Annotated in this window: 14 protein-coding genes and 1 pseudogene; 4 read left to right on the plus strand and 11 right to left on the minus strand. The window is 54.2% G+C overall.

Going from position 1 to position 21,033, the window contains the following annotated elements; translation table 11 throughout:
• Nucleotides 1-71 precede the first annotated feature (71 nt).
• The 6 genes and pseudogenes from ACT3RU_RS01485 to ACT3RU_RS01510 form a co-directional block, all read right to left on the minus strand.
• Complete coding sequence (locus ACT3RU_RS01485) at nt 72-1,856, minus strand: hypothetical protein (RefSeq protein ID WP_096277126.1); 1,785 nt, start codon at nt 1,854-1,856, stop codon at nt 72-74.
• Between the two features lie 87 nt (nt 1,857-1,943).
• Nucleotides 1,944-2,792: pseudogene (locus ACT3RU_RS01490) on the minus strand (YifB family Mg chelatase-like AAA ATPase); the annotation flags it as partial.
• Between the two features lie 137 nt (nt 2,793-2,929).
• Nucleotides 2,930-3,811, minus strand: coding sequence for an ABC transporter substrate-binding protein (locus ACT3RU_RS01495; RefSeq protein WP_192527782.1), 882 nt, complete (start codon nt 3,809-3,811; stop codon nt 2,930-2,932).
• 145 nt (nt 3,812-3,956) lie between these two features.
• The gene (locus ACT3RU_RS01500; RefSeq protein WP_412767837.1) at nt 3,957-6,074 is read right to left on the minus strand and encodes a TonB-dependent siderophore receptor; all 2,118 of its coding nucleotides are present in this window, start codon (nt 6,072-6,074) and stop codon (nt 3,957-3,959) included.
• A gap of 114 nt (nt 6,075-6,188) precedes the next feature.
• Entirely contained in the window at nt 6,189-7,109 is a 921-nt protein-coding gene (locus tag ACT3RU_RS01505; RefSeq protein ID WP_192527781.1) for a helix-turn-helix transcriptional regulator, read from the minus strand.
• A gap of 199 nt (nt 7,110-7,308) precedes the next feature.
• The gene (locus ACT3RU_RS01510; RefSeq protein ID WP_172116896.1) at nt 7,309-7,689 is read right to left on the minus strand and encodes an accessory factor UbiK family protein; all 381 of its coding nucleotides are present in this window, start codon (nt 7,687-7,689) and stop codon (nt 7,309-7,311) included.
• A gap of 352 nt (nt 7,690-8,041) precedes the next feature.
• Between ACT3RU_RS01510 and ACT3RU_RS01515 the strand changes: the two genes are divergently transcribed.
• From ACT3RU_RS01515 to glnK, 3 genes are all read left to right on the plus strand, one after another.
• Nucleotides 8,042-8,380, plus strand: coding sequence for a P-II family nitrogen regulator (locus tag ACT3RU_RS01515; RefSeq protein ID WP_192527780.1), 339 nt, complete (start codon nt 8,042-8,044; stop codon nt 8,378-8,380).
• Nucleotides 8,381-8,426: 46 nt separating this feature from the next.
• Nucleotides 8,427-9,674: an ammonium transporter gene (locus ACT3RU_RS01520; protein WP_192527779.1), complete on the plus strand. Its 1,248-nt coding sequence runs from the start codon at nt 8,427-8,429 to the stop codon at nt 9,672-9,674.
• Nucleotides 9,675-9,838: 164 nt separating this feature from the next.
• Entirely contained in the window at nt 9,839-10,177 is a 339-nt protein-coding gene (gene glnK / locus ACT3RU_RS01525; protein ID WP_027337179.1) for a P-II family nitrogen regulator, read from the plus strand.
• Nucleotides 10,178-10,339: 162 nt separating this feature from the next.
• Here the strand turns inward: glnK and ACT3RU_RS01530 are convergent, their stop codons facing one another.
• Complete coding sequence (locus tag ACT3RU_RS01530) at nt 10,340-11,116, minus strand: ferredoxin--NADP reductase (protein WP_087110558.1); 777 nt, start codon at nt 11,114-11,116, stop codon at nt 10,340-10,342.
• Between the two features lie 166 nt (nt 11,117-11,282).
• On the opposite strand from ACT3RU_RS01530, the gene ACT3RU_RS01535 reads away from it, so the two are divergent.
• Complete coding sequence (locus tag ACT3RU_RS01535; RefSeq protein WP_087110560.1) at nt 11,283-12,209, plus strand: LysR family transcriptional regulator; 927 nt, start codon at nt 11,283-11,285, stop codon at nt 12,207-12,209.
• Nucleotides 12,210-12,213: 4 nt separating this feature from the next.
• On the opposite strand, the gene ACT3RU_RS01540 is transcribed toward ACT3RU_RS01535, so the two are convergent.
• The 4 genes from ACT3RU_RS01540 to ACT3RU_RS01555 form a co-directional block, all read right to left on the minus strand.
• A complete protein-coding gene (locus tag ACT3RU_RS01540) occupies nt 12,214-14,070 on the minus strand; it encodes a methyl-accepting chemotaxis protein (protein WP_483392488.1) in 1,857 nt (618 codons plus the stop codon).
• A gap of 95 nt (nt 14,071-14,165) precedes the next feature.
• Entirely contained in the window at nt 14,166-16,277 is a 2,112-nt protein-coding gene (locus tag ACT3RU_RS01545) for a methyl-accepting chemotaxis protein (protein WP_192527777.1), read from the minus strand.
• A gap of 601 nt (nt 16,278-16,878) precedes the next feature.
• On the minus strand, nt 16,879-18,999 hold the full coding sequence (locus ACT3RU_RS01550; protein WP_192527776.1) for a methyl-accepting chemotaxis protein: 2,121 nt from the start codon (nt 18,997-18,999) through the stop codon (nt 16,879-16,881).
• A 191-nt stretch (nt 19,000-19,190) separates the two neighbouring features.
• Nucleotides 19,191-20,936 carry a methyl-accepting chemotaxis protein gene (locus ACT3RU_RS01555; protein ID WP_192527775.1) on the minus strand — a complete coding sequence of 582 codons (1,746 nt, stop codon included), beginning with the start codon at nt 20,934-20,936 and terminating at the stop codon, nt 19,191-19,193.
• Nucleotides 20,937-21,033 lie beyond the last annotated feature (97 nt).

A 21,033-nucleotide genomic window follows, 5' to 3' on the forward strand; every position in this document is an offset into this window, starting at 1 on the left:
AAAAACCGCCCTCTGGATGACGTCTTTCGGTACGTTTCACCTAGCTTATATATTTTAAATTACTTTAGTCTTTATTCGCCTGTGAGCGTTCTTAAAGCTTTGGTGAAGCTTACATGGTTAAGTGGCTTTATAGATGAACTGCTATCTTGCTTTTTATTATATGCGTGTACCCATGTTTTCATATCTAAAACACCCGAAGAAGCTCGAATTTTACTTTCAGCTCCTTTTAAATTTCCACGGAAAAATGCTATGTGGTTTATAACTTTTTTGATAGTCGCTTGATGGTTTTCTTCTGTTATCTCAAGCAGTAACGCACAGTACCCACCCTCATTTTCTCTACATTCAATTTCAAGAAGAAATACTCTACTTCCGCTGTAGTCAAAATGATAAACTAAAACGCTTCTATGTTTTGAAAGTGTTAACGTGGTCCATTTGTCCCTTCTGTGTTTTTTTTGATACTCGTCTATAACTCTTTTGGGTAATGGCCAAGTCAGAATGTTATCTCTAAACAGACCGCCTTCTTGTGGCTGATAGCAGAAAAGATTACTTATTATTTTTTTATTGCGAAGCAGATTCAACATTTTCTTTAACTGCAAAAACCTATAAGGCATGTTTGTTTGGCCGACCTGTTCCGCAGAAACCTCCTTTGTTTCTGTATTTCCATGCGTCGGTAATCCAGAAGTGCCATACTTGAAAAATTGATTTTCAATAGGCGTTACTTTTCCTGTAAGGTATTTATAACTAACCTCTTTTTCAATTTTTTTTAATTCTGGTTTGTTTTTCCAAGCAACCCCTAAAGAGCTGATTTCATCAAGCCCAGAATTCGCTGCAGGATCTTCTTTAGAAGAAATCGCTAAATCATCATTTGGGCTGCTGTTGTTCTGACTGCCATTTGGCCAAGGCTTATCTTTATCTGAATCTATAGTGTCTTTGCCTGTCTCGCCACTATTGTCGCGACCATGGTGGATTGTCAAGTTACTAAAAGGCCACGTTGCTGAGATTATCTCCAAGCAAAGATATTTGTTAGGTTCTGATTGTATTTGAACTGCACGTACAGAAAATTTAAAATTGTTAACTAGAAAAGGAATGCCTGCATATATATAAGACTCACCAGTAGCCCTTAAGGCATTAGCATAAATAGCATTAGCTGCTTGAATGCCATGTTCAGAAATAGTGAGATTCGCTGCATTATCAGCAAACTTATCCTTAATTCTCTTTCTTAAAATTACCAACCATTCGTCATCGGAAATTGTTCCAGTTTTTTGTATATTAACAATTCTTTCCCTAGTTGTTGCCCATGGCCCCGTTGTTAATGCTAGTGCGAACTCAGAAGAGGGTGCCATGAGGGCCCTAAAAACTTCGTGGCAAGGGATTATATAGGTACTTTGTGCTTGCTGAATTACAACGCAGTAGCTGTTAGAAAAGTCTTTTCCAAGATTGTATTCTGACTGCCCTATCCAACGGTATGGGAATTCATCTTTCCACCAACTTGGCCTTTCAGGCATGATATCGTTTGCTTTAACAATTCTAGAACTGTTATCTGTTAAATCTGCATTAATATTAATAGTTTGAGCATTAGCGCGACCAATTAGGCGCCCATTTTTGTATATGGTACCTAAAACAAGCTCTGGAACTATTCCCGTATGTGCGCGTACCAGGATCTCTTCACTCAGGCTGGCAGGCTTGCAGATTTCTTGTTTGTTTGGGTTCGAGCTTACTGGACAAAGCTTGACGCCAACAGAGGGGGTTGATGTTCGTCCCTCATGCGATTGGTACCCATCTACCCACCGTATCATCCAGTGGCGACCATCGTGAGGAAATTCTTCAAAATTAGTGATTAGATTTCGACTAGCCATGCAAATATTAGCACCTATTTTTTTCTTAAGTGCAGTATGCCAGTCGTGCAGTTTTTTGTTTAGTCGTTTTTATTAATGTAATTCACAGCCGCCGCCCACCAGCGCGGCGGCACTGGCACTGTGGTGCGGTTGCCGAAACGGGCGCTTTCCCCAGTCGGCATCCAGCGACAGCCCACACACCGAGCGCACGGCGGCGACCGCCAGGGCATCTTCTTCAGAAAGCGGGGGTAGAATGCCCGGCAAGCGGCTAGCCAGCATGGTTTTACCCGTGCCGGGCGGGCCTGCGAACAGTAAATTGTGGCCTCCCGCAGCGGCGATTTCCAGCGCGCGACGCGCCTGTTGCTGGCCGCGTACATCGGCTAAATCGGCCATTGGCGTGGTGGTTTTTACTGAGGCGGGCAGGCGGTGGGGCGAGATTTTCTCCTGCCCGAGTAGGTGAGCAACGACCTGCCAAAGCGTATCCGCTGGCAGTACCGGCAAGTCACCGGCCAGCGCGGCCTCATCGGCGCAGGCGCGAGGGATGATCAGAGCGTTCCCGGCCCGGCGCGCTGCCAGGGCAAAAGGAAGCATACCGGGTACGGCGCGTAGCTTGCCGTCCAGTGCCAGTTCGCCCGCACACTCCATACCTTCTAGCGCGTCTACTGGAATCTGGCCGGAGGCCGCAAGAATGCCGAGTGCGATGGGCAAATCGAACCGGCCGCCCTCCTTGGGAAGGTCCGCAGGCGCCAGGTTCAGCGTAATCCGCCGGGTGTTGGGGAAATCAAACCCGGCATTAACCAATGCGCTGCGCACCCGCTCGCGGCTCTCTTTTACCGCCGTTTCGGGTAACCCTACCAGCGTAAGCCCCGGCAAGCCGTTGGCAAGATGTACTTCTACATGGACGGCTGGCGCATCCAGGCCCACGCCCGCACGCGTGGCCACAATCGCTAAGGTCATTGTGCTTCCTCGCTAGTTGCCTAATTTTACTTGGCGCTAGCGGTTAACTTAACGCAACTAAGAAAACTTTGATAGCAGGCAGGGCTTTCAGCGTTACGATCCTGGCGAGAATATCGCGCGAAGGGCGTGCATTATTTCTAACGGGGGGATGGCTGGTGGCGTGAAAAGTCGTCCAGGCCGGCAGTCAACACGCGAGCAAAGCGCTGGGCCGAGGGCAGTGCGCCAAAGCTCCACACCGGTGGCAGGCGCAAAAGGTTGCCGCTTTGCACAATGGGTATCTGTTGCCACAGGCCGCTTTCTGCCAGCGCTTCTTCTACGCCGATGGGCAACGGGTCAATAATTACCAGCGTCGCCTCTGAATAGTGGGCAAGCACTTCGATACCCGTTAAGGTGAAACCCCAGGCGTTGGTGGGTTGCTCCCAGGCATTCTTCAGGCCAAGCTCACCAAGCACCGCATTGTAAAGGCTGTTATCCCCGAATATCCGCACATGGCGTGCATCCATAAACTGCACCAGCAGTAGCGGTGCGGTGTCAGGCCGCGCTTCACGGAGTGATTCCATAAGCACCTGTGTATTGGCAATTAATTGCTCTGCCTGGGGCTTTCGCTTGGTGAGTTCACCCAGCTGACGCGTTAATGCCTGCATTTCCTGCCAGGTATCGGCGCCGGGAGAGTAAAGCGGAATTGATGTTACCGGTGCAATGCGCTCCAGGCGCGGTGTTAGCGCAGCAAACATCGGCGAGATCAATATCTGCTCAGGGGCCAACTGAGCCAATAGCTCAAAATTGGGCTGAGTACGCAGCCCAAGGTCGGTCGCACTTGCTGGGAGTTGTGGCTCGCCGACCCAGTCGTAGTAGTCCTTCTGTTGGGCCACGCCGCTGATCGGCGCGTCGATAGCCACCAACGTCTCGGCAATGGTCCAATCCACCGTGGCAAACTGGGCGTGGGCACTGGTAAACGCTAGCAGGCTGGTGAGCAGAAGCGCGGCTCGGGCGAAAAAAAGCGTCACGGTACGGCGCATAAGGAAGAGCCATTTTGAAAGAAGAGCTGTATTTAAACGATAATCTTTCTTGCTTGCAACGCCGTGCAGGCGGGTTGTGAGCTGAACCCCTACGACGCGTTGGTTAGACAGGGCAGCGGGGCTCAGCGGCTCTCTTAAGGCGTGTTTAGAAACGGTAATGAACGCTTGCGGTAATCCCGCGCTCAGCGCCGAAGTAGCAGTAGTCCAGCGAGTTACATGACGCAACGTAGGATTTATCCAGCACGTTATTGACGTTAAGGCGGGTTTCGACGCCGTTAACGCCCACGTGGCTAAGGTCGTAGCCGATAGTGGCATCCACTAGCGTGTAGTCGGGTACGGTTTCGGTGTTTGCGCGGTCTGCAGCGATATCCGCGTAATGCCGGACACCAACGCCTACGTCCACGCCGTTTAACCAACCGCTGTTCGCTTCATAGTGCCCCCATGCCTGCAACTGGTGCCGGGGCGAGTAAATCGCATTGTTGCCCTGGTTGCCGTCGTCACTTTTAGCGTAGGTAATATCGGTAAAGCTGTAGCCTGCCTGCAGCGAGAGCGTTTCGGTCAGCTGAGTTTTTGCCTCCAGTTCAAGGCCTTGGGATTCAATTTCACCCACCGCGCGGTAAGGGTCTGAGGGCTGCTCTTTGGTGGCCACATTTTCCTGACTGATATGGAAAATGGCCGCGCTGTACTGGTTGGCGCTACCGTTGGGTTGGTATTTCACCCCGGTTTCCCACTGCTCGCCTTCCATGGGCGAGAGCAAATCGCCGTGCGCGTCCACAAAGCTTGTGGGGGTAAACGCGGTGGAGTAACTCAAGTAAGGCGCTACACCGTTATCGAATAGATATACCACGCCCGCACGGCCGCTAAGTTGAGTATCGCTTAGCGAGCTAGCATCGTCGGTATCCCTGTTCGTGTTATCAATGCTTACCCAGTCATAGCGTCCGCCCAGCGTGAAGCGCCAGTTATTGAGCGCAATTTGGTCCTGTAAATAAACGCCGGTTTGCTCGATATTATGTTGTTCCCGAGTGGGGTCATAAAATGCGACGGGCTCACTGCCGTAAACCGGCTCAAAGGCATTAATGGGCTGGAAGGCGCCAGAAGGCCACGACACGTTGTTTTCGCGCTGCTGGTAGTCCACGCCAAAGAGCAGTGTTTGCGCCATGGCACCGCTATCAATACGAGCTTCCAGTTGGTTATCAATGGTCCATGCTTCAAGGGACTCGTCGCTGCCGGAGTAATAGCGGGTTAATTCATTGGAAGTGGGCGATGTCCAGCCAAAGCCATATACCTGATTGAGTACCACGTCTGAATTCAAGTAACGCAGCATCTGTCGGCCAGTGATCTGGTCATTAAAGCGGTGCTCAAGCGAGTAGCCGAACATACGTTGGGTGCGCTCGTAGGCGTCGTAATTTTCTTCGCCATCAAAAAAATTATTGCTGATTTTACGCCCGTTATGAGGAGTCACTGCGCCTTCATAAGGCACGCCAGAGTGATACCCGCCTTCGGGTTCGTCCTGCAGGTAGGCTTCAATCGTCAGGCTGGTGTCGTCGGTCATGTCCCAGGTAAGCCGGGGCGCAATCGCAAAGCGTTGCTCTTCGGCGGGCCCAAACTGGGTGTCCGCACCGCTGGCGATACCCGTTAAGCGAAAGGCGACGCGCTGCTGCTCGCCAATTGGCCCGGTCAGGTCAAACGCGGCGCTACGCTGATGGTGATTGCCCATCCGTAAGCGCAGCTCGCCGCCTTGCTCAAACGCTGGGCGTTTGCTGCTCAGCGCCACCATGCCGCCCGGGGAAGCGCGGCCATAGAGCACGGAGGCAGGTCCGCGAACGACTTCGATGCTTTCCAGAAACCACGGGTCGATACGCATCGAGCTGTGCGAGTTGGCATCGCCCATCACCTTCAAGCCATCCAGAAAGGTGTTGCTTAAGCTGCCGTCGGAAAAGCCGCGCAGCACTAAATAGTCAAAGCGGTTTGAAGCGCCCACCTGATTGGAGTAAACCCCTGGCGTATAGTCGGTCGCGCGCTGGACGGTGGTGACGCCACGCTCCTCCATCTGCTGCTGAGTAATGGTTGACACACTTTGCGGGGTCTCGATAAAGGGCGTTTCGACTTTGGTAGCCGCCTGCTGAGCAGTGACGGTGACCGTCGTTAACTGCTGGGCATCATCCGGTGATGGTTGGGCATAGGCAACAGTTACCGAGCCCCCTGCCAAGGCAATGGATAATGCAAGTTGACGATAGTAAAAGCGGTGTGGGCACATAAACATGACAATAAGTCTCTACTGTTTGTAATAATGAGAATTATTGCTTTTTAAGGGCCTGTTGAGCTATGCCATATGCTAAATCAGCTATGCGTAACGCCAGCGTTGGTGGCGCGCATCTTATGCTCTGGCCTTGCCGATTACTTCTGTGGGCGCGATACCGAAGAGGCGCTTAAAGGCTGTCGTAAAATTGGTGGCATGACGGTAGCCGCAAGTATGTGCTGTCTGTTGAACGCTATAGCCTTTTTCCAGATAGCTATAGGCTTGTTGAAGCCGACACTGGCGTAGATGATCAAAAATTGAGCAACCGTAAAGTGCGCTAAATTTCTGCCGCAAGCTGCTGGGGCTCATCGCTGCGCGACGAGCCAGGTCGCTTAGGCAGTAATCGGTCATTGGGTTATTACTTAGCTCTGTATGCAATTGAGCAAGCTGTTCACGTTCACGGGCCTTCATGCCTCGTGCCGATTGAGGCTCCCTGGCAGGCGGCGTGGGTAAGCCGTGCCCAAGAAGCTGTAGGGCAAGCCCTTGCCAAACTAATGAATGCCGCCAGTGATCCAGTGGCGTCTCGCAGGTCGCGCTTAGTTGAGCAAAAAGTGTGGAAGGTGGCGCCCAGGCATGCAGCTGTGGTGCTTGCGCGCTAGGCAACGCGTTAGGAATCGTGGCCAGTACCGCAATATTGAGAGTACGCAGCTGTGGCTGCGCCGGCTGTTCAACAATCAGCGGTGCCTGGGGGGTAAAGTGAACGCAGAACCCCTGCCCCGCGCCGATGGTTAGCCGCTTCTGGCCTTGGGTAATGTCAATCCAGCCCTCTATAACAACGCTTAGAAACCAGGGTATCGTCTGTGTGGAACGTGAGGCGTAGCGTTGGCGTACTTCAAGGTCGGAGAGGGTGAGATGCAGCGCAGAAGAAAGCGGCAAATCACTCACGCTGCCTTGGGCAATCGGGTCGTCAATTCCCTTACCGGCATACAGGTAATCAATACCGAACGTTTGGCCCAGTTGGCTAAGTGTCGATGGCGTTAACGACGTAAAGGTTGGCATCAATAGGGGCCCTGCGGCTTGGTAATCCAGTGATCAACCCAGCGAGAAAACGCCGCCCAAAAGAGCGACGCTTGAAAAGAGGAGCGGTTCGTGGGTTATCCAGAGAACGCGTAAATCATCGTGATCCTACCATCAGTAGATTAAAACGCAATGATAGGTGTTCTCATTTTGGTGGCGGCAGGCGTTACCAGCACTGTGCTTACGTATCGCTTTTCTTATCGTCGTTCAGTGTGCTGCTGGCAGCCGGTTTTGGGGCAGCGGGCGCATCCGTATCGGCGTTGGGCTGAGCGCTTTCAGTGGCCTTAGTGGCGACTGGTAGGTGCTTCTCAGGCTGACTCGCTTCCATCGTAGCTTCCAACTGCGCTACTTGCCTCTCCAGGGCTTCTACCCGCGAACGCGTGCGCTGTAGAACGTCCATCAGGATATCGAAGTCTTCCCGCGATACGAGCTCCAGCCGATCAAAGGCACCACGAACCACCTGTTGAACGCCTTTCTGAATATCTTCCGGCGCTTGTGACGCATTTTGTAAGCGGTCGCCAATCTGTTGTGCCAAACGGCTAATACGATCCTGGGGCGTCATGGTTCTCTCCTTAAATAATGATGCTTTAAAAGTGGGCACTATTTTAAGGATACGCAACCCGCCGCCAGTACGCATGTATTGCGTATGGCATTGGTGCATTTATTCGTTTATCTCGTTGCCCAGTCATGGTGCGCCAACCGTTCGCGTCGGTTCTTTTTTGGTGCAATCGGTTGCGCCCTACGCCTTTCGCGATCTTAGGGTGTGCGTAAAAGCGCCTTATGTTTTGTTAAGTCACTAAAAATTAATAAGAAATTAGCTAATGGCACGGTATGCGCATTAGTAGAGCATCGCCATTTTCAGCGGCAATGCCGCTAGCTATCTAGCAGGACTTATCCAGCAGGAGAGATATGGGATGAAACTCATCACCGCCATCATTAAGCCATTCAAACTTGACGATGTCCGCGAAGCACTGGCCGACAACGGCGTGCAGGGCATTACCGTGACAGAGGTAAAAGGTTTTGGGCGTCAGAAAGGGCATACCGAGCTCTACCGGGGTGCTGAGTACGTGGTCGATTTTCTGCCCAAGGTAAAAGTAGAAGTAGCGGTTGACGATGCGCGCCTGGAAAGCGTGATTGATGCCATTTGTAATGCCGCTAACAGTGGAAAAATCGGCGATGGCAAAGTATTCGTCACGCCGCTCGACGATGTTATCCGAATTCGTACCGGTGAACGCGGCGTTGATGCCGTTTAAACAGGGGCTTACCGGGCTACTTCGTAGTTCAACGGGGAACTAACAAATGAACGAACTGGCTGATCTGAGCTACGCGCTCGACACGTTTTACTTCTTGATGTGCGGTGTATTGGTCATGTGGATGGCCGCAGGCTTCTCCATGCTTGAAGCAGGCATGGTGCGCGCTAAAAACACCGCTGAAATTCTGACGAAAAACATCGCGCTGTTTGCGATTGCCTGCACCATGTATCTGCTGGTGGGGTACCACCTCATGTACTCCAGCGGCGAAGGCGGCTTCTTGCCAAGCCTGGGCTTTCTGCTGGGCACTGAGAACAGCGTAGATTCGGTGCTGGCGGGTGGCGAGGATGCGCCCTACTACTCCCAGCGCGCTGATTACTTCTTCCAGGTTGTCTTTGTGGCTACTGCTATGTCGATTGTCTCCGGTGCGGTCGCTGAGCGCATGAAGCTATGGGCCTTTTTGGCCTTCGCTGTGGTCATGACCGCCTTTATCTATCCGGTTTCTGGCTACTGGACCTGGGGTGGCGGATGGCTGAGCAGCGTGGGTTACTCGGATTATGCCGGTTCGGGTATCGTCCACATGGCCGGCGCTGCCGCTGCTCTGGCAGGCGTGCTGATTCTTGGCCCGCGTAAGGGCAAGTACGGTAAAGATGGCGCTATCCATGCCATTCCAGGTGCCAACATGCCGCTGGCAACGCTGGGTACGTTTATTTTGTGGATGGGTTGGTTCGGCTTCAACGGAGGCTCTGAGCTAAAAGTCTCGGATATCGAGTCGGCCAACAACGTCGCCCAAGTGTTTGCCAATACCAATGCGGCCGCTGCTGGCGGTGTGATCGCCGCGCTGGTCCTGGCCAAACTGTGGTTCCGTAAAGCGGACCTTACCATGGCGCTTAACGGTGCGCTGGCAGGCTTGGTGGCGATTACCGCTGACCCGCTCTCACCAACGGCATTAGGTGCCACCATTATCGGGGCTATTGGCGGTGTCATCGTGGTAGTAGCGATAGTGTCGCTTGATAAGCTCAAACTGGATGATCCGGTCGGTGCTATTTCCGTTCACGGCGTGGCGGGTATCTGGGGCGTATTGGCGGTGCCTATCACTAATGATGGCGCGTCCTTTAGTGCTCAAATGATGGGTATTGCCGGTATCTTCGGTTGGGTGTTCCTGGCAAGCCTGGTGGTTTGGCTGGTGCTGAAAGCCATCATGGGCATCCGGGTTAGTGAAGAAGAAGAGTATGAAGGTGTGGATATCGCGGAATGCGGTCTTGAAGCCTACCCTGAGTTTAGCGTTAAGAAATAAGCATAATGCACACCCAGTGAGCTGACATGCGCGTGATGGCCTTCCTTTCGAGGAAGGCCTTTTTTATTCTCCGCCTGTAGCGGTGTATGCTTAGCACCAGAGGTGGCTGGCTTTCGCCGCACCCAATAGACAATACAATGGCCACCAAGCTAGAGGATGTCGCAATGAAATTGATCTCAGCCATTATCAAGCCGTTCAAGCTTGATGACGTACGCGAATCGCTCTCCGATATCGGCGTGCAGGGCATTACTGTCACAGAAGTAAAAGGGTTTGGTCGTCAAAAGGGCCACACGGAGCTTTATCGCGGTGCTGAGTACGTGGTGGATTTCCTGCCCAAAGTGAAACTGGAAGTCGCTGTCGATGACGATATGGTTGAGCAGGTAATTGATGCGATTACCCAAGTCGCCAACACGGGTAAAATCGGCGATGGTAAAATCTTCGTGATGCCGCTTGAGCAGGTCATTCGTATTCGTACCGGCGAAACGGGTAAAGACGCGGTTTAAGCGAGTGAATGGTGAGTAGTGAAGGGTGAGGGGTAAGTAGTAAGTCATGAATCAAAGCCCTGCGGAGTATCTCCGCAGGGCTTTTTATCAGCGAGTGACGTATGAGGGGGCAGTGATCTGGTTCGACTATTCGCACCTCACTCTTCACGACTCACCAGCCCATCACTTCTCAACAAACGCACGCTCGATCACATAATCACCCGGCTCACCCATACGCGGTGAGATATTCAACCCCAGCTCATCCAGCAGCGCGCTGGTGTCATCCAGCATCGCGGGGCTGCCACAAATCATGGCACGGTCTTGGCGCGGGTCGATCGGCGGAAGGCCGGTATCCTCGAAGATTTTACCGCTACGGATATGGTCGGTTAAGCGGCCCATGGTATGGAACTCTTCACGCGTTACCGTGGGGTAATAGACCAGCTTATTGGTAATATCTTCACCCAGATACTCATGGGCAGGCAGCTCTTTGGTAATAAAATCAGCGTAGGCCAGCTCAGAAACTTCACGCACACCGTGTACCAGCACGACTTTCTCATAGCGCTCATACACTTCTGGGTCCTGAATCAGGCTCATAAACGGTGCAAGGCCCGTTCCGGTCGAGAGCATATACAGGTTGCGGCCCGGCAGTAGGTCGTCGCACACCAGCGTACCGGTCGGCTTACGGCTGACCATGATTTGATCGCCTACTTTCAGATGCTGTAAGCGTGAGGTCAGCGGGCCATCGGGCACCTTGATGCTGAAAAACTCAAGGTGATCTTCATAGTTCGGGCTGGCGATGGAGTAAGCACGCATCAGCGGTTTGCCGTTCACTTCCAGACCGATCATGACAAACTGGCCGGTTTTAAAACGCAGGCTGCGCTCGCGCGTAGTGCGGAAGCTAAACAGGGTATCGTTCCAGTGGTGAACGCTGAGAACTTCTTCCAGAGCAAACTTACTCATACCAATGTCTCCCTATAGCGATGCTGGCCGGAAATCACAGCATCTATATTCTTTAAAAGAATAAAAAATCATGAAATATGTTGTCATCAATTCTAAGTAAAGGTGATATATCTGTTAAGCGAATTATATTGATAACACTTATCTTTAAAATCGATATAGGTCCTGTATGCACTATACCCTCCGGCAATTGGAAGTCTTTGTCGCGGTCGCTCAGCACGAGAGCGTCTCGCAAGCGGCGCGTGCGCTGGCCATGTCTCAATCGGCCACCAGCACGGCGCTTGCCGAGCTTGAGCGTCAGTTCGACTGCCAACTGCTTGACCGCATGGGAAAGCGGTTAAAATTAAATGCGCTGGGCTTTCAACTGCTGCCCAAGGCGGTAGCACTGCTTGACCGCGGCGAGGAGATCGAAGAACTTCTTCGCGGCCAGCAAGGCGTTGGGGCGCTGGACGTGGGGGCCACACTAACCATTGGCAACTACCTGGCAACGCTTCTGATCAGTGATTTTATGCAGCGTTACCCCGGCAGCCGGGTGCGCCTTTCGGTACGTAATACGCGCCACATTATTGAGGGCGTGCGCCAGCATTCACTGGATCTGGGCCTGATTGAAGGCCAGTGCGATGACGAAATGATCATCAGCCAACCCTGGGTTGAGGATGAGCTGTGTGTTTTCTGCTCGCCGCGCCACCCGCTGGCGGGAAAAGAGCACCTTGAGCTTGAGCAACTGCTGCGCGAAGACTGGATCATGCGCGAAGAGGGGTCAGGCACCCGCATGACACTAGAGCACGCCGCACGCCACCGGCGCAGCCGGTTTAATACGTTGTTGGAGCTTGAGCATACGGAAGGGATCAAGCGGGCGGTAGAGTCGGGGCTTGGCATCGGTTGTGTCTCACGGCTGGCGCTACGTGATGCCTTCCGGCGAGGAAGCCTGGTACCGCTTCCCACGCCGGAGCTGGATCTAAAGCGTCAGTTCACCTTTATCTGGCACCGCCATAAATACCTCACCACGGGCGTGCGTGAGTTCCTGCGCTTGTGCCGCGAAATGACCGCAGGCGCTAAACGCAGTGACGATATTGAGCTGCCGCCGGTGCCTTAAGCATTCAATGCGCGGTCACAGCATTGGGCGAGTGCAATGCCAAGGGTGCTGATGAGTGCTGCGATAACTTAAAGCTACCAATGGTGGTGGCCAAATGATCGGCCTGCTCTTTTAACTGCTCGGCGGCGGTGGTGGACTCCTCCACCATGGCGGCGTTCTCTTGGGTCATGCGGTCCAGTTCGGCAACTGCAATGTTGACCTGGTTGATACCGTCGCTTTGCTCGCTGGTGGCCGCTCTTATCTCTTCTAGTACGTCCGAGACGCGCGTGATGTGGGCCACAATATCCTTCATGGTGACCCCCGCATTACGAACAAGCGTGGTGCCGTTATTGACCTTGCTTTGTGAATCTTCGATCAGCTTTTGGATATCGTTGGCCGCTTCGCTGCTGCGTCTGGCCAGCTTGCGTACTTCCTCGGCGACCACTGCAAAACCACGCCCATGTTCGCCTGCGCGGGCGGCTTCCACCGAGGCGTTGAGTTCCAGAAGGTTGGTCTGAAACGAAATACTGTTCATCAAGGTAACGATGTCACCGATTTTATCGGACGCGCGGGTAATGTCTTCCATGGTGGTGACAACATCCGCGACCACTTGGCCGCCTTCATTGGCGACTTCTGAAGCGGTTTGCGAGAGCTTGTTGGCTTCCTGAGCCGAGGCAGCGGTGTGTTGTACGGTGCTGGTGATCTCTTCAATAGACGCCGACGTTTGCTGCAGGCTGGCCGCGGTGTTGTCGGTGCGGCGGGATAAATCCTGACCACCCATGGCGATTTCATTCGCTGCGTGATGCACCGATACGCTGCTGGTGCGTACATCTATCAACACAGCTTCCATTTTGCCGACAAAACGGTTGAAGGCACCACTTATCTGAGCGACTTCGTCACGCCCATGCTCGGGAAGTCGACGAGTCAGATCCCCTTCGCCGCTGGCAATATCGTCCAGCGCGTCCCGCGCTCGTTCAAGGCCAGAAAAAGCACGTTTGAGCCACAGGCTTAGCAGCAGCACCGTCACGGCGATGATTGCTAACAGGGTGATCAGCGAAGAGCTCAGAATAGCGCGCAGGCCAGACGTCGCTTCATACTCATCAAGCGCGACACCTAGCTCCCAGTCGGTACCGGCGATAGACGTCACAGACAAACGTTTGGTCTGGCCGCTTACGTCAATAGGCTCCCAAGCGCCCTGGGTGGCACTCAGTCGTTGAAGGGCGCTAGGCGTTAAGGCGTTGCTGATTTGGCTTAGCGGCTCAAGCGTTAGCGCCGCATCAGGGTGCGCAATCACCGTCTCGCCACCGCTACTCAGGAAAGCGAAGCTTGATGGGGTGGGTTGAATAGCGTTGACCTGACTAACTAGATTATCAATCACCACATCACCGCCGATGACGCCGTAAAGACGGCCATCGCGTTTGACCGGTGTTGCGAACGTAACGACCAATTGATTGCTGTTGGCATCCACGTAGGGTAGCGAAACGATAGTGCCATCCTGGGCCACCGCCGCCTGGTACCAGTCGCGCTGGCGCGGGTCATAATCATCACCGGGTATCCAGCCATCGGACGAGAGATGGCTGCCATCAGGCTGGCCAAAAAACGCCGCCAGAAACCCGCCAGATTCCGCTAGCTGCACCAGCGGTGCGAGCGGGTCGTTATCAATCACCGGCGTGCGCGCTGCTTCCAGTATGGCTGCACGGGCGGCCACCCACTCCTCAATGGCTAGCGCGTTACCCTGTGCGATGGATTCGAGCTGCTGGGCGACCTGCTCGTCGTTATGAGTTTGTAGGGTCGAATAGCTGACAAAAGCGTTGATGGTTAACGCCAGAGTGATCACAACCAGCGTAATCACCAGAATGCGCAAGCGTAGGGACGACAGCATGAGTAGAGCCTCATTAATAAGGAAAAAGGGGGAAGGCCTTCGTGCATCCATCCAATACGGCGGCGATATAGCAACCTATCGCCGCCGCTGATGGGTTAGTAGGGCGAAGAGGGTGGAGGCGGCAACTGATGCCGAGAAGAAGCGTTGCTGGCTTCAAGCGTAAAGCCACCGACTAATGCCGAGAGCCGCTCCGCTTGATCCTTGAGCTGCTCGGCAGCCGTGGTGGACTCTTCTACCAGTGCCGCGTTTTGCTGGGTCATCTGGTTCAGGTCGGTCACGGCGATGCTGACCTGGCTGATGCCGTCGCTCTGCTCGCTTGCCGCGGTGCTTATCTCGGCCAGCATTTGGGTGACGCGTGTGACACTGTCCGCCAGCTCATGCATGGCCGTTTCAGCGCCCCGGACCAGTTGGGTGCCACTTTCCACCTTGCCCGTTGAGGCATCAATGCGCTGGCGGATATCCGCGGCGGCGTCGCTACTGCGAGACGCCAGTTTGCGGACCTCATCGGCGACCACCGCAAACCCACGGCCATGTTCACCCGCACGCGCCGCTTCTACCGACGCGTTCAAGGCCAGCAGGTTGGTCTGGAAGGCGATGCCGTCAATCACGGTTACAATTTCCTGAATTTCAGCCGAGGTAGTGCGAATGTCATCCATTGTGACCACCACCTGCTCAAATGCCGAGTTGGTCCGCGAGGCCAGCTGTGACGCCGTTTGAGAAAGCCCGCTGGCTTCCTGGGAGGCACTGGAGGTATGGCCGACGGTGCTGCTGATCTGCTCCATGGCCGAGGACGTTTGTTGCAAGCTGGCCGCGGTCTGGTCGGTGCGCCGAGAAAGATCCTGGCCGCCCTGGGTAATCTCATTGGCCGCATGATGAACGGATTCACTGCTGGCGCGTACATCGACCAGTACATCGTGAATCTTGACCGCAAAGGCGTTGAACTGGATGGCAAGTTCGGCGCTTTCATTGCGCCCACGCACCGGCAGGCGCTGGGTTAAGTCGCCATCGCCCGAGGCGATATCACGCATACGCTCGGCGAGGTGTCGCAGCGGGCGAGAAATGCTGCTGCCCAGCACCCAACTGGCCAGCAAGCCCAGAAACGCGATGACAAGGCCCATCAACACCATGCCCCACATGGAGGCTCGGCTTTGCTCGCCAAGCTGGTCTTGCAGGCCATGAAGGCCCGCCATAACGGCACTTTCAGGTAGTCGAACCATCAATACCCACGGTTGGCCACTTTCGTCGATAGTGAAAGGCCAGTAAAGTTCGGTCATACCCTGCTCGGTACTCATATTGCGCACACTTTCACCCTGCTGGGCTTGAGCAATACTGGCCTGAAGATTAGGGTCGAGAACATCTTCTACTCGCTTGCCCAGTAAGTCGGGTGCGCTGGTATAGGCAGCAAGCGCGCCTCGCGCGGCGACTAACGCCATTTCACCCGCACCGTCGTAAAGCGTTTCGTTGGCCTCTTCAAGTAGCCCCTGGATGAATTCAACCGAAAGGTCGACGCCCGCACTGCCGCGAAACTCACCGTCTACAATAATGGGGGCGTTAAACGAGGTAACCAGCAACACGTCGCCGTTGTAGTCGTACAAATGCGGGTCGACAATGCAGCTACGCAGGGTCTCTTTCGTACACAGGTAGTACTCACCGCGCCGAATGCCGTCTGCATCAAGCTCATGGTTCTCCATATCGCTACCCAGCGCTAATACTTCGATGCTGCCGCTATCCGTGCGATACCACCACGGCGTAAAGCGGCCATCCGGGCCGTAACCCTGGTCCTCTCGCCCAGTATAAAAAGCATCGTTACCGAAAGCATTGGGCTCCCAACCAATGAAGGCGTCTAGAAGAGAGGGATTGTTGACGACCGTTTGACGCACCAGCATGGAGAGCTCTCGACGGCTCATCGTCATCAATGGGCGGCCATTCTCGCCTGGCAGGCCCAGCATGGCGTTGGTATGCGCCAAACTAGTGGCCAGTGTCAGGGCATGCTGAAGTTGGCCCTTGATCTCTTCGGCTTGCGCGGAGGCGATAGCGGAGAGGCGTGCATCGATATTGCGCTCGAGCAGTTCCCTGGTCTGGCTTTCCACGAGTGCTTCGGAGCGTGTATTTGCCATCAGGGAGTAGATCACTAATGCGGCTACGACCAGCAGAATACAGCCGCTTACCAGCGTGGCAATTAACGTGCGGATGGATTTAAAGTTCATTTTTTTATGGTTCTCAATGGTTAGTATCGTATTGATAAATCAGGTGAAAAATAGTCGCTGCTCGCGCCGGGACGTTTCATCTGATTTTCAACTGCGCCTTTGAACGACGATTTTCAGGGGGGCGTTTTCAAAGATGGTTTTCAAGAGCGCGGCGGTACTCATCATTTTTTCTGCCGAAGGTGTCGGCTGCTTTGCTTTAAATGAAGGACTCGTATGTTGGCTGGTGCTTGCCATGATCATCGTTGCGGCATAAGTGCTTGATAGTAAGAAACAGCAGCACAAAAGCCACCTTAACTCGCCGCCATCATTATAGCCATGCGGTATGACACGTTGATGATCCTGTTATTAATGTATCGGCGTGCGTGATCTCTTCTTTAAGCGGGGGCGCTTGAAATATGGCCGTTATACGGCGGAAGTCGCTGAGGGATGTTTGAAGGTCGGCTGTGGATCTGTTGAGTATCTTTCGGAGGTACGTGAGACAGGGAGTGTCGGCCCATAGCCGAGCGGTGAACCAGGCTCTACCGGCCTGCCGAGGTGGCCTTGGTCGGTAGCGCGTAGGGAAATAAACGCCCTATAAGCGGGCGTTATCCATCATTTTATATCAATAGCCGCTTGGCGTAGTGGGTCGAGAAAGCAGCAGATGATCGCCACGGGCGGCAGGTCCGTTCTCCAGGGTGAAGCTCCCAACAATAGTGAAGAGCCGTTCAGACTGATCCTTGAGCTGCTCGGCAGCCGTAGTGGACTCTTCTACCAGCGCCGCGTTTTGCTGGGTCATCTGGTCCAGGTCGGTCACGGCGATGCTGACCTGGCTGATGCCGTCGCTCTGCTCGCTTGCCGCGGTGCTTATCTCGGCCAGCATTTGGGTGACGCGTGTGACACTGTCCGCCAGCTCATGCATGGCCGTTTCAGCGCCCCGGACCAGTTGGGTGCCACTTTCCACCTTGCCCGTTGAGGCATCAATGCGCTGGCGGATATCCGCGGCGGCGTCGCTACTGCGAGACGCCAGTTTGCGGACCTCATCGGCGACCACCGCAAACCCACGGCCATGTTCACCCGCACGCGCCGCTTCTACCGACGCGTTCAAGGCCAGCAGGTTGGTCTGGAAGGCGATGCCGTCAATCACGGTTACAATTTCCTGAATTTCAGCCGAGGTAGTGCGAATGTCATCCATTGTGACCACCACCTGCTCAAATGCCGAGTTGGTCCGCGAGGCCAGCTGTGACGCCGTTTGAGAAAGCCCGCTGGCTTCCTGGGAGGCACTGGAGGTATGGCCGACGGTGCTGCTGATCTGCTCCATGGCCGAGGACGTTTGTTGCAAGCTGGCCGCGGTCTGGTCGGTGCGCCGAGAAAGATCCTGGCCGCCCTGGGTAATCTCATTGGCCGCATGATGAACGGATTCACTGCTGGCGCGTACATCCACCAGTACATCGTGGATTTTGACCGCAAAGGCGTTGAACTGGATGGCAAGTTCGGCGCTTTCATTGCGCCCACGCACCGGCAGGCGCTGGGTTAAGTCGCCATCGCCCGAGGCGATGTCACGCATACGCTCGGCGAGGTTTCGCAGCGGGCGAGAAATGCTGCTGCCCAGCATCCAACTGGCCAGCAAGCCCAGAAACGCGATGACGAGCCCCATGCCCAGCATGCTCAACATGGAGGCCGTGCGTTGCTCTTGCATCTGCTCCTGCATGTTGTTTAAGCCAGCAAACACGGCTTGCTCGGGTAAGCGAAGCATCAATACCCAAGGCGCTTCAGTACCGCCGATGGTAAAGGGCCAATAGAGTTCGATCATCCCCTGCCCTTGGTCAACGTTACGGACTACGTCGCCCTGTTGAGCACGGCGAATATGCGTCTGTAGAGAGGAGTCAAAGGCTTCGTTTACAGATTTTCCAACCAGGGAGGCATCGCTGGTGTAGGCCGTGATGCCTCCCTGCGAGGCGATAAGCGCTATTTCGCCCGCGCCGCTGTATAGCGTTTGGTTGGCATCGTTAAGTATCGACTGAATAAAGTCGACCGTATAATCAACGCCTGCAACGCCACGAAACTCTCCATCAACAACAATGGGGGCATTGAACGAGGTGACCAGCGTGAGCTTGCCGTCGTAATCGAACTGCGCCGGGTCAACGACGCAGGGGGCTAGCGTTTCACGTGGGCATAAATAGTACTCGCCGCTACGCACGCCGCTTGCCTGGATAGCCTCACTCTCCATCGCGTCGCTTAGCGGAAGCGCGGCTAAATCACCGTTACCGGTGCGATGCCACCAAGGGCGAAAGCGCCCATCGTCCCCGTAACCAAGTCCTTCACGCCCGGCAAACCGCGCATCCAGACCAAAGGCGTTTGGTTCCCAGCCGATATAGGCATCCAATATCTCGGGGTTGGTGGTCACCGTTTGGCGTACCAACAGCGAAATTTCGCGGCGGCTGAGGTTCAGTGCTGGTCGGCCGTTGTTATCCAACTGTCCCAGCATGGCATTGGTGGCGGCCAGGTTTTCGGCAATCTTGAGGGTTTTTTCAAACTGACCCTGGATAAGCTCAGCCTGCGCTGAGGCAACCGCCGTTAAGCGTGCTTCGATATTGTGCTCAAGCAGCTCTTTGGTCTGGTCTTCTACCAGCGCCTGAGAGCGCTCATTGGCAACCAGTGAATAGACCACCAATGCCGCCACCACCAGCAGGATACAGCCGCCTACCAGGAGGGTAATTAACGTACGGACTGACTTGAAGTTCATGTTTTTATTACTCTCAGTACTTGGTTATGCCGTGACTAGCCATGCCGTGATTAGCTATGGCGTGATTAACTATGGCGTGACGCGAGGGTGGGAGAGGGCGGTATAAGCCGACCATGTTGGGATGCTGAACCGTTTGATAAGGTGAAACCGCCAACGACATCGGCAAGGCGGAGTGACTGCTCTTTTAGATGCTAGGCAGCGGTAGTGGACTCTTCCACCATCGCGGCGTTTTGTTGGGTCATGCGATCAAGCTCAGCCACCGCGATATTGACCTGCTGGATGCCGTCGCTCTGCTCGCGTGTGGCGGCACCAATCTCACCCAACACATCGGTGACACGGGTAATACTCTCCACAATGTCGCGCATGGTGGCACCGGCGCTTTGAACAAGTTCGGTGCCGTTGGTGACCGTTTGGTGCGAGGTATCAATCAGCGTTTTGATATCGCTGGAAGCATCGCTGCTGCGCTGTGCAAGCTTACGAACCTCATCCGCCACGACCGCAAAGCCCCGGCCATGCTCACCGGCACGGGCTGCTTCAACGGAGGCATTCAGGGCTAGCAAGTTGGTCTGGAAAGCAATGCCGTCCATCAGTGACACAATATCACTGATTTTATGCGACGCTGCCGAGATGTCGCCCATGGTGGTCACTACCTGATCAACTACTTGACCGCCTTTGTTGGCTACTTCAGAGGCATTCATCGAAAGCTGGTTAGCCTGTTGTGCAGCCTCTGCCGTGTGTTCAATGGTACTGGTAATTTCTTCAATAGATGCTGAGCTTTGTTGCAGGCTGGATGCGGCATTATCGGTGCGGCGAGACAGGTCCTGTCCGCCCATGGAAATTTCATTGGCGGCGGTCTGTACCGACTGACTACTGTCGCGAATGGTCAGCATCACCTCATCCATTCTGGCGACGAATCGATTGAAAGAGTGGGCGATTTGGGTGACTTCATCATTGCCTTCTTCAGGCAGGCGTTGGGTCAGGTCCCCCTCACCAGAGGCAATATTGTCCATGGCGTTACGCACACCCAACAAGCGGCGCAGCAGCAGCGAAAGCAGTAGGCCAAAGGCGAGGGCCGTTAAAACCGCGACCACGACCAGGATAATAAGGGAAGAGGTAGCAATAGCGCGTAACCCTGCGGTGGCTTCGTACTCGTCCAACGCGACAATAAGGCGCCAGCCGTTTTCACCGCCAATCACGTGGCCTAGCAATAGCTTGTTGTCGCCTTGCAGGGCGAGAGGCAGGGGCGTGGTAGCGCTCATTAATTGATTGATGGAGCCTGCCGTAAGCTGTTCGTTAATGGCTGACACAGGCGTCAGTATCAAGTCAGCATCGGGGTGGGCGACCAGCGTGCCATCGTGGGTGGTGAGAAAACCAAAGCTTGAAAGGGTCGGTGAAATGCCTGTCACCGTCTCGACGATGTTGCTGATAGGAATATCAGCACCTACCACGGCAGTCAGTTCACCATTAAGGTAGAACGGGCGAGCGAACGTGACCACCAGCTCGTGAGTTTGAGCGTCAATATAGGGCGCGGTAATAATCGCTTCTTGTGCGCTGACTGCCGCTTTGTACCAAGGGCGTTCTCGTGCGTCGTAGCCACTTGGGGGCTGAAAGTCGTTGTCATAGGTAATCTCTCCCGCCCCAGGGTAGCCAATATAGGTGGAAATAAACCCACCTGAAGTAAGGAACTGACGAAGTGCCGGGCCGGGGGCATTACTGGTGGCCGCTGCTTCCATGCTTTTCAGCATATCCAGTCGAGCGTTAAACCACTCGTTCAAGGCTTTGGCATTGCCGCTGACCACTGCTTTAAGGTTACGTGCTATCTGTTCATCGTTGTGATGTTTTACCGTTGCGTAGTTGACCACGCCATTGATTATCAAGCCAAGGGTGATCGCTGCAAGAGCGGCCAGAAGAATACGTACACGAAGGGAGGAAAACATGGTCGCTCTCTTTTTCGATAAGCTAATATATGCTGCGCTGCTGCATACAGATTAAGAATTATTAGCATATCGGCAAAAGCGACCACTACTTTAGTAG

Source organism: Halomonas sp. TP35, assembly GCF_052375975.1.
GTDB classification, from domain to species: domain Bacteria; phylum Pseudomonadota; class Gammaproteobacteria; order Pseudomonadales; family Halomonadaceae; genus Vreelandella; species Vreelandella citrativorans.